We start from the raw sequence: 13,703 nt of genomic DNA on the forward strand, positions 1-13,703 counted from the left end.
CTCGCCGTCGTTTCTGCCCGCGGTGCGCGCGGTGTTGTCACGGTCTCCGTCGGCCACGCTACAGCCTTCCGCCGGGCCCCCGGTCCGGGCAGGCCCCCGCGTGCGGCCCTTCACACCCGCTCCCGCACATGTGCTCGTGCACATTCCGTGTACCGGAGGTACAGCCCGTGTAACGCTCGCGCGTCTCTTCTTTCTCGTACGGTCACGGAACGGGCACCGAGCTTGACGTGTCAGGGGCCTCAGGCAGACTTGGCCGAGATTGACGCATGGGATCAATGGTGTCGGTCACTACGACACAGCGCCGCGGGCGCCCGACGGGGCCCGGGACGCACGATGGGGGACGCGCAGACATGAGCCACGACGGTGCCGAGGGCCGCTTCACGGGGCAGTCGCTGGCGGGCGGACGCTACCAGGTACGCGGGCTGCTGGGCGAGGGCGGCATGGCCTCGGTCCACCTCGCCTACGACTCCGTCCTCGACCGGCAGGTCGCCGTCAAGACGCTGCACTCCCAGCTCGGCCGCGAGGAGGCGTTCCGCGAGCGGTTCCGGCGCGAGGCGCAGGCCGTGGCCAAGCTCACCCACACCAACATCGTCTCCGTCTTCGACACCGGCGAGGACCAGACGGGCGGCGAGACGACGCCGTACATCGTCATGGAGTACATCGAGGGCCGCCCGCTCGGCTCGGTCCTCGACGCGGACGTCCGCCAGCACGGGGCGATGCCCGCCGACCAGGCGCTGAAGATCACCGCCGACGTCCTCGCGGCGCTCGACATCAGCCACGAGATGGGGCTCGTCCACCGCGACATCAAGCCCGGCAACGTGATGGTCGACAAGCGCGGCGTCGTCAAGGTCATGGACTTCGGCATCGCGCGGGCCATGCAGTCCGGGGTGACGTCGATGACGCAGACCGGCATGGTCGTCGGCACGCCGCAGTACCTCTCGCCGGAGCAGGCGCTCGGCCGGGCGGTCGACGCGCGCTCCGACCTGTACTCGGTCGGCATCATGCTGTTCCAGCTCGTCACCGGGCGGCTGCCGTTCGACGCGGACTCGCCGCTCGCGATCGCGTACGCGCACGTCCAGGAGGAGCCGCCGCGCGCCTCCTCCATCAACCGCGCGCTGCCGCCGGCCGTGGACGCGCTGATCTCCCGGGCGCTGAAGAAGAACCCCAACGAACGGTTCCCCACCGCCGTCGCGATGCGCGAGGAGTGCCTGCGGGTCGCCGCGTCCTTCCAGGCGGCGCCGCCGAGCATCGTGCCGGGGGCGCCGGTGAGCAGTGGGCAGGGGGTGGGGTCGGCGGTGTTCCCGCCGCTGGGGACGCCGGCACCGGGGCCTGCGCCGACGCCCGGCCCTTATGGCCCTCAGGGTGGCGGTCCGTACGGTGCGGTGCCCGCGCCCGCGCCCTCGTACGGCTACCCCCAGCAGGGCGGATTCCCGACGCCGGCTCCCGCGTACGGCGCCCAGACCTACCCCCTCGGGGGCGGGCCGGCCACGCCGCCGCCGTCCGCGCCCGCCGGCCGGCGCAGCACCCGGCCCCTCGTCGTCGGGTCGGTCGTCGTCGCCGTCGTCGCGGTGGGGGCGCTGCTCGTGGCGCTCTCCTTCAACGGGGGCGGCAAGAAGGAGGAGGGCGGCGGGACCGCGTCCGAGTCGCCCTCCGCGAGCGCCGTCGCGGGGCACCGGGGGCCGGACCCGACCAAGACGATCGAGTCCACGGAGTGCTCGGAGCCGGAGGAGTCCTACAACGACCCCGACAAGATCCGGGTGCCCAACTTCAAGTTCAAGAACATCGACTCCGTCAAGGCGTGCCTCCAGGCGGCCGGGTGGCGGCCCAAGATCGTCGACGTGGACGAGAACACGTTCGGCGAGGGGACGGTCATGAACCAGTTCCCGGCGGCGGACACGGACGTCGACCCGAAGAACATGCCGGAGATCCAGCTGAACGTGTCGACGGGGGATCCGGCGTCCTGACCATGCGAAAGGCCGGCGCCCGGATGTCCCGGGCGCCGGCCTTCTCCTGATCTACGCCCTGAGTTACAGGTACGGCCTGAGTTACAGGTACGGCCCACCCGTACGGGCCCCCGGATGCCCTTCCTCACCCTCGTGGCCCCCCACTCCCGGAGGGAGTGCGCGGCGCATCTGCTCCAGTTGGGCGCGCGCGGCCATCTGCTGGGCGAAGAGGGTCGTCTGGATCCCGTGGAACAGGCCCTCCAGCCAGCCCACGAGCTGCGCCTGGGCGATCCTCAGCTCGGCGTCGCTGGGCGTGGACTCCTCGTTGAACGGGAGCGACAGGCGCTCCAGTTCCTCGACGAGCTCCGGCGCGAGGCCGTCCTCCAGCTCCTTCACCGAACTCGCGTGGATCTCCTTGAGACGCGCCCGGCTCGCCTCGTCCAGCGGAGCCGCCCGCACCTCCTCCAGCAGTTGCTTGATCATGCTTCCGATCCGCATGACCTTCGCCGGCTGCTCCACCATCTCGGTCACGGGAACTTCCCGACCCTCGTCGTCCAGGTCGACCCCGCCGAGCGCCATGCCGTCCTGGCCCACGACCAGGATCTTCTGGGCGTTCTCCGGCGACCTTTCGTTCCTCGGCATCTCCATGCCCACATTCTCTCGCACCGACCCTGCTCCCACCCGGCTACCCCCTCCCCCCGAAGATCCACCCCGTTCCCCCCGAAATGCCCCCTCCCCTCCCCCATGCGACCCTGACGACACACCCCACCCACGGTCGCGGGAGGACGAACGGGCCAGATGCCTCACAAGCCCAGAGCAACGCAACCCCGAGGAGCGACACCGAGCCGGGAAGCCGGGCCGACCGCTCGGCGGAGTGCTGGGACGCCGGGGGCGGACGGGTTCGCACGGAGAGGCGGGACGGCACGACAGGTGGGCGAGGCGGCGCGGACGCGGGGGACGACGTCGACACGGGCAGCGGGGACCCCGTCGACGTGGAACGGCTTCCCGCCGGGAACCTCGGCCGGTCCGCGCGAACCGGCCGACGCGGCAGACGCCGGCGGGGCGGAACCGACGCGGGGAACAGGGTGCGCGCCGACGCGGACGACGGAACCGGCCCCCCGGCCGAGAGGCGAGGCGACGCGGCCCAACGGGATGGCACCCGCACGGGACGTAGGCAGCGCGCCGACGTCGCCCCGCACCCCGCCGCGCGAACCGGCTGACGCCGCGCGGACCTCCGCCGATGCCCCAGCCCCAGCTCCGGTCCGCCGTCGGACGTTCGTCCGGCCCGGCGCGCTCGTGCTGTGCACGGTCGTGTGGCTGTGCGGCACCGGCGAGGCAGGCGCCCTGGAGCCGTCACCGGCCCCCCGTTCCACTCCCGAGCGCGCCGGAAGCCACCCGGGGGAGGGCCGGGAGCGGCCGGGGCGAGTGGGGGAGACGGCCGTCGAGGAGGGACCGGTGCCGCAGCCCTCGGCGGAGCCCTCCGGGGCAGCCCCCTCAGCCGAGCATCCCGGGGGGACCCCCGACGCGGCCTCGGCCGTCCGCCCGGACCCCGTGCACGACACCGCCCGCCGCCACGCCGACGGCGACTCGGCCCTCCACGTGCTCCCCCTCGGCAGCGGACTGGTACTGGTGGGCCTGGGCCTGGCGCTGGCCCTGGCGGGCCTGAGACTGCGCCGAGGCTGACGGCTCACACGCGAAGGCCCCCGCCGTACCGCTCCCTACCGAGGCACCACCAGCAGCACCTTCCCCACATGCCCGCTCTCCTCCACCACCCGATGCGCCTCCCCCGCCTCCGGCATGGGAATCTCCCGGTCGACGACGGGCCGGACATGCCCCTCGGACACCAGCGGCCAGACGTGCTCGCGGACGGCGGCGACGATGGCGGCCTTCTCCTCAAGGGGCCGGGCCCGGAGGGACGTCGCGCTGATGGCCGCCCGTTTGGCGAGGAGGGTGCCGATGTTGAGGTCGGCCTTCACACCCCCCTGCATGCCGATGATCGAGAGCCGCCCGTTCACGGCGAGCGCCTGGACGTTGCGGTCGAGATACTTCGCCCCCATGTTGTCGAGGATGACGTCGGCCCCGGCCCCGCCGGTCGCCGCCCGCACCTCCTCGACGAAGTCCTGCTCCCGGTAGTTGATGAGCACATCGGCACCGAGTTCGGCACACCGCCGCAGCTTCTCCGCCGTCCCGGCGGTCACCGCGACCTTCGCCCCGACGGCCTTCCCGAGCTGAATGGCCATCGTCCCGATCCCACTGGACCCCCCATGGACGAGCAACGTCTCCCCGGGCCGCAGGTGGGAAATCATGAAAACGTTGGACCAGACGGTGCACGCGACCTCCGGCAGCGCGGCGGCCCGCACGAGATCGACCCCCTTGGGCACCGGCAACAACTGCCCCGCCGGCACGGCCACCTTCTCCGCGTACCCCCCACCCGCGAGCAACGCACACACCTCGTCCCCGACCCGCCACCCACTCACCCCGGCCCCCACTTCAACAATCCGCCCGGAACACTCCAGCCCGGGATACGCCGAAGCCCCCGGCGGGGGATTGTAAAACCCCTGCCGCTGCAACAGATCAGCCCGATTGACAGCCCCAGCCACAACCTCGACCACCACCTCCCCCTCCCCAGCCACCGCATCCGGCACATCGCTCCACCCCAACACCTCGGGCCCACCAGGCTCAGAAATAGTGATCGCACGCATAAGCCCGACGCTACTCCTCACCCGAAACACAGAGGCACCGGAGACGCGGAGACGCCGGGAGGCTCGGAGTCGGGGGAGGCGCGGAGACGCGGGCGGCGCTGGGGGCGCGGGAGGCGCGGAGGTGCGGGAGGCGCGGGAGGCGCGAAGACGCGGGCAGCGCTGGGGGCGCGGGAGACGCGGAGGTGCGGGAGGCGCGGGAGGCGCGAAGACGCGGGCGGCGCGGGCGGCGCGGAGGCGCGGGCGGCGCGGGCGGCGCGGAGGCGCGGGAGACGCGGAGACGCGGGCGGCGCGGAGGCGCGGGAGACGCGGAGACGCGGGCGGCGCGGAGGCGCGGGAGACGCGGAGACGCGGGCGGCGCGGGAGACGCGGAGACGCGGGCGGCGCGGGCGGCGCGGAGGCGCGGGAGACGCGGAGACGCGGGCGGCGCGGGAGACGCGGAGACGCGGGCGGCGCGGGAGACGCGGAGACGCGGGCGGCGCGGGAGACGCGGAGACGCGGGCGGCGCGGGAGACGCGGAGACGCGGGCGGCGCGGGAGACGCGGAGACGCGGGCGGCGCGGGAGACGCGGAGACGCGGGCGGCGCGGGAGACGCGGAGACGCGGGCGGCGCGGGAGACGCGGAGACGCGGGCGGCGGGAGACGCGGAGACGCGGGCGGCGCGGGAGACGCGGAGACGCGGGCGGCGCGGGAGACGCGGAGACGCGGGCGGCGCGGGAGACGCGGAGACGCGGGCGGCGCGGGAGACGCGGAGACGCGGGCGGCGCGGGAGACGCGGAGGCGCGGGAGGCGCGAAGACGCGGGAGGCGCGAAGACGCGGAGACGCGAAGACGCGGAGACGCGGAGGGCGCGGGAGACGCGGAGACGCGGGAGACGCGGAGGGCGCGGAGACGCGGAGGACGCGGAGACGCGGGAGGCGCTGGGGGCGCGGGAGGCGCGGAGACGCGGAGGGCGCGGAGGCGCGGGAGGCTGCATCAACCGACGACTCCGCAGCAGCGACACAATCCCCGCAGACGACATCCCGCGCTCACCCCCACCCACCTAGGGGCGCGGGGAACTGCGCGACCAGCCACAACGAACCCGCACCCGCCCACTCACACAGCACCCCCCACACTCCCCACCACCCCAGATGCCCGCACAATCGTCACCACCCGATCCGTCAACTCCAGCACCCCCACCGCCGGATCGTCATACCCCAACACCCGATGCCCCCGCACCACACTCACCACCAGATCCTCAGTCTCCCGAGGCGTCTTCCCGGTCTCCGCACGGGTGACAGGCCGCTCGACAATGTCCAGCCCGCTCCCCTGCCGCAACAACCCCTCCATGATCACCCCGGCGGAGGGCGAGAGGACGGACAGCCCGAGGAGCCGCCCAGCCGCCCCCGCACTGGTGATGACCTCATCCGCCCCGGACTGCCGCAGCAGAGGCGCGTTCTCCTCCTCCCGCACAGCAGCAACGATCACGGCTCCCTGATTCAGCTGACGCGCGGTAAGCGCGACAAGAACGGCCGTATCGTCCCGCTGCGTGGCGATGATGATCCGCCCGGCCTTGTGCACCTCGGCCCGCCGCAACACGTCACTACGGGTCGCGTCCCCCACAACCCCCTCGTACCCCTCGGCAGTCGCCGCGTCGATCACCTTGGCACTGGGATCGACCACGACGACCTGCTCCTTGCGCAGCCCCGACGCACAGGCGGTCCGAATCGCGGAACGCCCCTTCGTACCGAAGCCGACGACGACAGTGTGGTCACGCAAGATGGGCCTCCGGGGTGCTCGACGAGACGTACTGCGACGGATCGCGTGTGGCGGGTGTGACGACCGGACCGCCGCCAGGAACCATGGTGCCCACCGACCGGATCAACACCCCAGGGGGGCACGCCTTGAAGGACCACCCGAGGCCACCGACGAAGCTGAGCAGACTCTCCCTGTTCCGCTCCCTGTGGTACCGCTCGCGCTCCGACGCCCGCGACGACGCCGAGGCGAGCCGCGCGGTGACGATGCCGACGCGCAGCGGCGTCCCCCCGCTCGCCCAGGTGCTGCGCCGCCTCCTGCTGGCCCTGCTGGTGCTGGCCTTGACGACGTTCATCGTCTACCTCGACCACGACGGCTACAACGACAACTCCGACGGCTCGGTCGACCTCCTGGACGCCGCCTACTACGCCACCGTCACCCTCTCGACGACCGGCTACGGCGACATCACCCCGGTCAGCGACGCGGCCCGCCTGGTGAACATCCTGGTCGTGACGCCGTTGCGCGTCGTCTTCCTGATCATCCTGGTCGGCACCACCCTGGAGGTCCTGACCGAGCGCACCCGCCAGCAGGTCCGCGTCCACCGCTGGCGCTCCCGCCTGCGCGACCACGTCGTGGTCGTCGGCTACGGCACGAAGGGCCGCCACGCGGCGGAGACCCTGGTCGGACAGGGCATCGCGAAGGACAGGATCGTCGTCGTGGACGCCCAGAAGAAGGCGGTGCTGCTGGCCGCCGAGGACGGCCTCGTCTCGGTGATAGGGGACGCGACCCGTTCGGAGACCCTGCTGAAGGCCGAGGTGCACACCGCCTCCCAGATCATCGTCTGCCCCCAGCGCGACGACACCACCGCCCTGGTCACCCTCACCGCGCGCCAGCTCAACCGCCGCGCCACGATCGTCGTCGCCGCCCGCGAGGACGAGAACGTGCCGCTGCTCAAGCAGAGCGGCGCCGACACGGTCATCACCAGCTCCAGCTCCGCCGGGCGCCTGCTGGGCGTCGCCATGGTCAGCCCGGTCGTCGCGAACACCCTCGAAGACCTCATGACCCTCGGCAGCGGCCTCGACATCGTCGAACGCCCCGTCGCCCCCGAGGAGATCGGCACCTCGCCCCGCGCCTGCGCGGACCTCGTCGTCGCGGTCGTCCGACGCAAGAAGCTGCTCGACTACGCGGACCCGGAGCTAGGCACGCTGGAGGTGGGGGACCGGGTGGTGACGGTGAGCCGGGCGAAGGTGACGGAGGCGGCGTAACGGGCTTGGGGGACGGCATGTTTCACGTGAAACATCACCCCCCCAACCCCCAAGGCAGCTCCAGCAGTTCGACGTCCTCCCCCGCCCGCACCCCACCCGGCACCACTACCGCCAACGCGTCCGCCACCGCGACCCCCCGCAACATCGCCGGCCCGTTGTAGTGCAACGGCACGGCCCGCTCCCCCCGCACCGCGACGGGGATCAACCGCGTGTCGGACGGATGCCCCTGCACCGCCTCTTTCAGTGGCAGCGCGTACGGCTCGGACGCGGGCCTCGCCGCGAGGCTCCTCAGCAGGGGCTCGGCGAGGGTGAGGAGCCCGGAGACGGCCGCGAGGGGGTTGCCCGGCAGCCCGACCAGATGCTGCCCCTCCTTGATCCGGGCCAGCAGCATGGGGTGCCCTGGCCGCACCTTCACCCCGTCGACCAGCAGCTCGGCGCCGATCCTCGCGAGGATCGGGTGGACGTGGTCCACGGGCCCGGCGGCGGTCCCTCCGGTCGTGACGATCAGGTCGGCCTCGGACGCGCTGATCGCCCGGTACAGCGCCTCCGCGTCGTCCCCGAGCCGCCGCACCACCGGCACCTCGGCGCCCAGCGCCCTCAGCCACGGTGGCAGCATCGGCCCCAGCGCGTCCCGGATGAGCCCGTCGTGCGGGCGCCCCTTGGTCAGCAGCTCGTCACCGAGCACCAGCACCTCGGCGCGCGGCCGGGCCGTCACCGCGAGCGTGTCGTACCCGGCCGCCGCCGCGAGCCCCAGCACCGCCGCCGTCACGACGGCCCCCTCGGGCAGCAGCACCTCCCCGGCACGGCACTCCTGCGCGCGGGGCCGGATGTCCTGCCCGTGCTGGACGTCCTTGGTGGCGTGCAGCCGCCCGTTCCCGTCGGTCCGGCCGTGCTCGCTGCGCAGGACGGCCGTGGTGTCCAGCGGGATCCGCGCGCCGGTCGCGATCCGCACGGCCGTCCCGTCGGCCAGCCGCTCCGACGCGGTCTGCCCGGCGAGCACCCCGTCCTCCCGCACGGCCCAGGGGCCCGGTCCCGCGACCGCCCAGCCGTCCATCGCCGAGGTGTCGAACGACGGCAGGTCGGTGAGGGCGGTCAGGGGAGCGGCCAGGGGGAGGCCGAGGGCGTGGTCGAGGGGGACGGAGCGGGGGGTGCGGCGAGCGGCGAGGGTGCGGCCCGCGCGGGTGGCGATGGCGCGGGCCTGGGGCCAGGGGGTGGCGTGGTGGTGAGGGGTGGGGGCGGAGGGGGCGGAGGGGGTGGTGGGGGTCGCCGGGGCAGCGGGCTGGGCGCCGGGGGCACCGGCACGCGCGCCGTCCCCGGCCTCCCTGGCTTCGCCGGCCTCCCCGGTGCTCCGTGGGTTCCTCACGAGTGCCAGCACCTCCTCGACGTCGAGGTCGTCCGCGTGGGTGTCGGGGCGGCTCATCCGGCGGCCGAACCGGCGTCGGACGTGCCGCCCTTGCCGTCGCCCTTGTCGCCCTTCTCGTCCTCTTCTTCGGCCCAGCGCAGGGCCAACGCGGTGGCCTTGCGGGTGGCCTCGGCGACGGCCTCGGGCGTGCCGTCGGCGCGGGCGGCGGCGTAGCCGACGAGGAAGGTGGTCAGGGGGGCGGCGGGGCGGGCCACGCCGTGCGCGGCGTCGCGGGCGAGGTCCAGGAGGAGCGTGGTGTCGACGTCGAGGTCGATGCCCAGCTCGTCCTTGACTGCGGAGATCCATTCATCCAACACGTGGTCATGCTCCCTGATCCGGGCCCTGGCGGTGGCGATGTCGTCCCAGGTGTCGCAGTCGAAGGACGCGACGGGGTCCGGGACGCGGGTGAGGTGGAGTCCTGCGGTGAGCCGGCGCAGCGGCAGCCCCGCGAGGCCGTCGCCCAGCGCGGCCAGCTCCCGGCGCAGGGCGGCGGAGCGGTACGCGGCGACCAGCGGCTGGTCGCGCCCGTCGGCGTCGGCGAGCAGCGCGCCGTCCGCACCGGCGTCCAGCGCGGCGAGCAGCCGCCGTACGGTGTCCGGCGCGAGGAAGGGCAGGTCGGCGGAGAGGACGACGACCCGCTCGGCGTCCGTCCGCCGCAGCCCGGCGTCCAGCGCGGCGACGGGGCCGCCGCCCGGCGGATCCTCGCGGATCCACTCCACCGGCCGGACGGTGGCCCGGGGCTCGGCGACGACGACCGTGCGGGCGGCGTCGGCGCACGCTCCGAGCACCCGGTCGAGCAGCGCCCGCCCGCCGACGCGCACGCCGGGTTTGTCCGCGCCCCCGAGCCGACGCGCCCCGCCGCCCGCGAGGACGACGGCGTCGTAGGGGCGCGCGTACGAGGTCATCCCCCGAGTATGGGGGCCGCCTCGATCACACGGAACACGCCGTCACGCCCTGTGCGCCCGCGCGCCTCACACCGTCCGCAGCAGCACCGCCGGCTGCTCGACGCAGTCCGCGACGTACCGGAGGAACCCCCCGGCCGTGCCCCCGTCGCACACCCGGTGATCGAACGTGAGGGACAGCTGGACGACCTGGCGGGCGGCCAGCTCCCCTTCGTGGACCCACGGCTTGGGGACGATGCGGCCGACGCCGAGCATCGCCGCCTCGGGGTGGTTGATGATCGGCGTGGAGCCGTCGACCCCGAAGACGCCGTAGTTGTTCAACGTGAAGGTCCCGCCGGTCAGTTCGCCCGGCGTGAGCCCCCCGGTACGGGCCGCCTCGGTGAGCCGGGCGAACTCCGCCGTCAGGCTCTCGGCGTTGCGCGTGTGCGCGTCCTTGACGACCGGGACGACCAGCCCCCGTCCGGTCTGCGCGGCGAACCCGAGGTGCACGCCGTCCAGGACGACGATCTCGCGCGCCTCGGTGTCCACGCGCGCGTTCAGCTCGGGGTACTTGGCCAGGGCCGCCGTGCAGATGCGGGCGAGCAGCGCGAGGAGCGAGACCTTGGGCCCGCCGACGCCGTTCATCGCCGCCCGCGCGCGCATCAGCTCCGTCGCGTCGGCGTCCACCCAGCACGTCGCGTCCGGGATCTCGCGGCGGCTGCGGCTGAGCTTGTCGGCGACGGTGCCGCGCAGGCCCTTGAGGGGGATGCGGGTCTCGCCGGAACCGGGGGCCGTGGACGGGGCATGCGCCACGTGAGCGGGCGAGCCCGCCGCGCGCCCCTGCACCGCCGCCACCCGCAGCGCGTCCTCCACGTCGGCCCGCAGGATCAGCCCCTCGGGCCCGGAGCCGGTCAACTCGCGCAGATCGAGGCCGCCTTGGCGGGCGAGCCGCCGGACGAGGGGGGAGATGACGGGGACGGGCCCGTCGGCACGGTCGCCGGAGGCGAGGTCCGTGGCCGGGTGTCCCGTCGCCGACTCGACGCCCGCGCGTACGGCCGACGTCCCGACCTCGGCGGACGCCTGGATCGCCGCGACCCCCCGATTCCCGTTGGCCCCGCCTGCCAGGGCCCCCGGCCGTACCCGGCGCCTGCGCGCGGGCGGCTGGCCGGTGCCGTAACCGACCAGCACGTTCCCGGACCCCTCGGCCGCAGAAGCCGGAGAAGCGGCCTGCGTCGGCGCGGCGGCCTCCGCCGGGGAAGCCCCCTGTGCCGCCCCCACGGCGACCGTCAGGAGCGGTGCCCCGACCGGGAGTTCCGTGCCCTCGTCGCCGAAGCGGGCGGTGACGACTCCCGCGTACGGACAGGGCACCTCCACCATCGCCTTGGCCGTCTCGACCTCGACGACGGGCTGGTCGACGGTGACGACGTCACCGACCTGGACCATCCAGGTGACGATCAGCGCCTCGGTGAGCCCTTCGCCGAGGTCGGGCAGTTTGAACTCCAGGACCTGTGCCATCAGCTCTCGGCCTCCCATTGGAGACGCGCGACCGCGTCGAGGATCCGGTCGACACCGGGCAGGTGGTGCCGTTCCAGCATCGGCGGCGGGTAGGGGATGTCGAAGCCACCGACGCGCAGGACGGGCGCCTCCAGGTGATGGAAGCAGCGTTCCGTCACGCGCGCGGCGATCTCGCCTCCCGGGCCCCCGAAGGAGCCCGACTCGTGGACGACGACCGCCCGCCCGGTGCGTCGTACGGACGCGCAGACCGTGTCGTCGTCGAACGGCACCAGCGAGCGCAGGTCGACCACCTCCAGGTCCCAGCCCTCCGCCTGCGCCGCCTCGGCCGCTTCGAGGCAGACGGGGAGCGAGGGCCCGTACGTGATGAGCGTGGCGCTCCCGCCCGAGCGCCGCGCCACCGCGCGTCCGATCGGTTCAACGTGCGGCGGTTCCTCAGGGTTCCAGGTGTCCTTGGACCAGTACAGCCTTTTCGGCTCCAGGAAGACGACGGGGTCGTCGGAGGCGATGGCCGCGCGCAGCAGCCCGTACGCGTCGGCGACGGTCGCCGGGGTGACGACGTGCAGGCCGGGGGTGGCCGCGTAGTACGCCTCGGAGGAGTCGCTGTGGTGCTCGACGCCGCCGATGCCGCCGCCGTAGGGGACGCGGATGGTGATCGGCAGGGGCATGCGCCCGCGCGTACGGTTGCGCATCTTCGCGACATGGCTGATGACCTGCTCGAACGCCGGGTAGGCGAACGCGTCGAACTGCATCTCGACGACCGGCCGCAGCCCGTACATGGCCATCCCGACGGCCGTCCCGAGGATGCCGGCCTCGGCGAGGGGCGTGTCGGTGCAGCGGTCGTCGCCGAACTCCTTCGCGAGCCCGTCGGTGACGCGGAAGACCCCGCCGAGGGTGCCGACGTCCTCGCCCATCACGTGGACGGCCGGGTCGGCGGCCATCGCGTCGCGCAGGGCGCGGTTGAGGGCCTGCGCGAAGGTGGCCGGTTTGACGGCGACGGTGGTCATGCCCGGTCCCTTTCGGCTTCCAGCTCGGCGTGCAGCAGGGCCTGTTGCTCGCGGAGCTGGGGGGTGGGGGCGGCGTAGACGTGGGCGAAGAGGTCGTCCGGGTCGAGCGCGGGGTCCTGGTTCATGCGCTCGCGCAAGGAGGCCGCCATGGCCTCGGCGGCGTCCTGGACGCCCTTGCGGCGGGGTTCGTCGAGCAGCCCGCGCGTGGCCAGCTCGCATTCGACGAGGGCGATGGGGTCGTGCTCGCGCCACGCCTCGACCTCGGCGTCGCCCCGGTAGCGCGTCGCGTCGTCCGCGTTGGTGTGGGCCTCCATCCGGTAGGTGACGGCCTCGACGAGCGTCGGGCCGCCGCCCTCGCGCGCGTGGCGGACGGCGTCGGTCAGGACCTCGTGGACGGCGAGGGCGTCGTTGCCGTCGACCAGGCGGCCCGGCATGCCGTACCCGACGGCCTTGTGGGCCAGGGAGGGGGCCGCCGTCTGCTTGGCGAGCGGCACCGAGATGGCGAAGCCGTTGTTCTGGACGAGGAAGACGACCGGCGCCTGCCAGACGGCGGCGAAGTTCAGGGCCTCGTGGAAGTCGCCCTCGCTGGTGCCGCCGTCGCCGACCATCGCGAGCGCGACGACGTCGTCCCCCTTGAGGCGGGCGGCGTGCGCGAGGCCCACGGCGTGCGGGAGCTGGGTGGCGAGGGGGGTGCACAGGGGGGCCACGCGGTGCGCGTACGGGTCGTAGCCGGTGTGCCAGTCGCCGCGCAGCAGGGTCAGCGCCTCGACGGGGTCCACGCCGCGTGCGACGGCCGCGAGGGTGTCGCGGTAGCTCGGGAAGAGCCAGTCGCGCTCCTCCAGGGCGAGCGCGGCGGCGACCTCGCACGCCTCCTGGCCGGTGCTGGACGGGTACACGGCGAGCCTGCCCTGGCGGGTGAGCGCCGTCGCCTGCGTGTTGTAGCGCCGTCCGCGCACCAGCTGCGCGTGCAGCCTGCGCAGCAGCTCCGGGTCCGCCTGGGCCGCCCGCTCGGTGCCCAGGACGCGGTACGGCTCGGCGTCCGGCAGCAGGGGCGCGGGGTCCATCCGGGGCTGCCAGGCGGGCGGCGGTGTGGGCCGGTACGCGCCTCGCTGCTCCATGACCGTCATGACGGCACCTCCTCGTGGGAGCGGCTACGGGAGGCGCGTCGTCGGTGAGGCGCCTCACCTACCGATTGTTCGGTCGTCGGCACAGTTTGGCTACGGGTGCCCTCAGGCTGTGGACAAACGGTTCTCCACAGCCTG

General features: G+C 74.0%; 10 protein-coding genes and 1 pseudogene. 3 read left to right on the forward strand and 8 right to left on the reverse strand.

Going from position 1 to position 13,703, the window contains the following annotated elements; genetic code table 11:
• Nucleotides 1–350 precede the first annotated feature (350 nt).
• A complete protein-coding gene (locus IAG44_RS19750) occupies nucleotides 351–1,964 on the forward strand; it encodes a Stk1 family PASTA domain-containing Ser/Thr kinase (RefSeq protein ID WP_187748418.1) in 1,614 nt (537 codons plus the stop codon).
• Between the two features lie 81 nt (nucleotides 1,965–2,045).
• Here the strand turns inward: IAG44_RS19750 and IAG44_RS19755 are convergent, their stop codons facing one another.
• Nucleotides 2,046–2,591, reverse strand: a complete 546-nt coding sequence (locus tag IAG44_RS19755; protein WP_187748419.1) for a bacterial proteasome activator family protein — start codon at nucleotides 2,589–2,591, stop codon at nucleotides 2,046–2,048.
• Between the two features lie 504 nt (nucleotides 2,592–3,095).
• Here IAG44_RS19755 and IAG44_RS19760 point away from each other — a divergent pair.
• The gene (locus IAG44_RS19760; protein ID WP_187748420.1) at nucleotides 3,096–3,626 is read left to right on the forward strand and encodes a hypothetical protein; all 531 of its coding nucleotides are present in this window, start codon (nucleotides 3,096–3,098) and stop codon (nucleotides 3,624–3,626) included.
• 35 nt (nucleotides 3,627–3,661) lie between these two features.
• Here IAG44_RS19760 and IAG44_RS19765 read toward each other — a convergent pair whose 3' ends face one another.
• The gene (locus IAG44_RS19765; protein ID WP_187748421.1) at nucleotides 3,662–4,645 is read right to left on the reverse strand and encodes an NAD(P)H-quinone oxidoreductase; all 984 of its coding nucleotides are present in this window, start codon (nucleotides 4,643–4,645) and stop codon (nucleotides 3,662–3,664) included.
• A 1,090-nt stretch (nucleotides 4,646–5,735) separates the two neighbouring features.
• Nucleotides 5,736–6,407 (reverse strand): annotated as a pseudogene (locus IAG44_RS19770) (potassium channel family protein); the annotation flags it as partial.
• Between the two features lie 116 nt (nucleotides 6,408–6,523).
• Here IAG44_RS19770 and IAG44_RS19775 point away from each other — a divergent pair.
• Nucleotides 6,524–7,639 (forward strand): potassium channel family protein, encoded by a 1,116-nt coding sequence (locus IAG44_RS19775; RefSeq protein ID WP_246564200.1) that lies wholly within the window; start codon nucleotides 6,524–6,526, stop codon nucleotides 7,637–7,639.
• Between the two features lie 34 nt (nucleotides 7,640–7,673).
• Here IAG44_RS19775 and IAG44_RS19780 read toward each other — a convergent pair whose 3' ends face one another.
• From IAG44_RS19780 to pdhA, 5 genes are all read right to left on the reverse strand, one after another.
• Nucleotides 7,674–9,059 carry a molybdopterin molybdotransferase MoeA gene (locus IAG44_RS19780; protein ID WP_187748424.1) on the reverse strand — a complete coding sequence of 462 codons (1,386 nt, stop codon included), beginning with the start codon at nucleotides 9,057–9,059 and terminating at the stop codon, nucleotides 7,674–7,676.
• Nucleotides 9,056–9,946 carry an NTP transferase domain-containing protein gene (locus tag IAG44_RS19785; protein ID WP_187748425.1) on the reverse strand — a complete coding sequence of 297 codons (891 nt, stop codon included), beginning with the start codon at nucleotides 9,944–9,946 and terminating at the stop codon, nucleotides 9,056–9,058. Before IAG44_RS19785 ends, IAG44_RS19780 begins: the two co-directional genes overlap by 4 nt.
• Nucleotides 9,947–10,012: 66 nt before the next feature.
• Nucleotides 10,013–11,437 (reverse strand): dihydrolipoamide acetyltransferase family protein, encoded by a 1,425-nt coding sequence (locus IAG44_RS19790; RefSeq protein ID WP_187748426.1) that lies wholly within the window; start codon nucleotides 11,435–11,437, stop codon nucleotides 10,013–10,015.
• The gene (locus tag IAG44_RS19795; RefSeq protein WP_187748427.1) at nucleotides 11,437–12,441 is read right to left on the reverse strand and encodes an alpha-ketoacid dehydrogenase subunit beta; all 1,005 of its coding nucleotides are present in this window, start codon (nucleotides 12,439–12,441) and stop codon (nucleotides 11,437–11,439) included. Before IAG44_RS19795 ends, IAG44_RS19790 begins: the two co-directional genes overlap by 1 nt.
• Nucleotides 12,438–13,568, reverse strand: a complete 1,131-nt coding sequence (gene pdhA, locus IAG44_RS19800) for a pyruvate dehydrogenase (acetyl-transferring) E1 component subunit alpha (RefSeq protein ID WP_187748428.1) — start codon at nucleotides 13,566–13,568, stop codon at nucleotides 12,438–12,440. Before pdhA ends, IAG44_RS19795 begins: the two co-directional genes overlap by 4 nt.
• Between the last annotated feature and the right edge of the window lie 135 nt (nucleotides 13,569–13,703).

Origin of the sequence: Streptomyces roseirectus, assembly GCF_014489635.1 — a bacterium.
Lineage (GTDB): Bacteria > Actinomycetota > Actinomycetes > Streptomycetales > Streptomycetaceae > Streptomyces > Streptomyces roseirectus.

Coding starts and splice junctions, on each gene's coding strand:
- IAG44_RS19790 (WP_187748426.1), bottom strand. CDS start 11,437: ATGGCACAGGTCCTGGAGTTCAAACTGCCCGACCTCGGCGAAGGGCTC.
- IAG44_RS19795 (WP_187748427.1), bottom strand. CDS start 12,441: ATGACCACCGTCGCCGTCAAACCGGCCACCTTCGCGCAGGCCCTCAAC.
- IAG44_RS19765 (WP_187748421.1), bottom strand. CDS start 4,645: ATGCGTGCGATCACTATTTCTGAGCCTGGTGGGCCCGAGGTGTTGGGG.
- IAG44_RS19785 (WP_187748425.1), bottom strand. CDS start 9,946: ATGACCTCGTACGCGCGCCCCTACGACGCCGTCGTCCTCGCGGGCGGC.
- pdhA (WP_187748428.1), bottom strand. CDS start 13,568: ATGACGGTCATGGAGCAGCGAGGCGCGTACCGGCCCACACCGCCGCCC.
- IAG44_RS19780 (WP_187748424.1), bottom strand. CDS start 9,059: ATGAGCCGCCCCGACACCCACGCGGACGACCTCGACGTCGAGGAGGTG.
- IAG44_RS19755 (WP_187748419.1), bottom strand. CDS start 2,591: ATGGAGATGCCGAGGAACGAAAGGTCGCCGGAGAACGCCCAGAAGATC.
- IAG44_RS19760 (WP_187748420.1), top strand. CDS start 3,096: ATGGCACCCGCACGGGACGTAGGCAGCGCGCCGACGTCGCCCCGCACC.
- IAG44_RS19750 (WP_187748418.1), top strand. CDS start 351: ATGAGCCACGACGGTGCCGAGGGCCGCTTCACGGGGCAGTCGCTGGCG.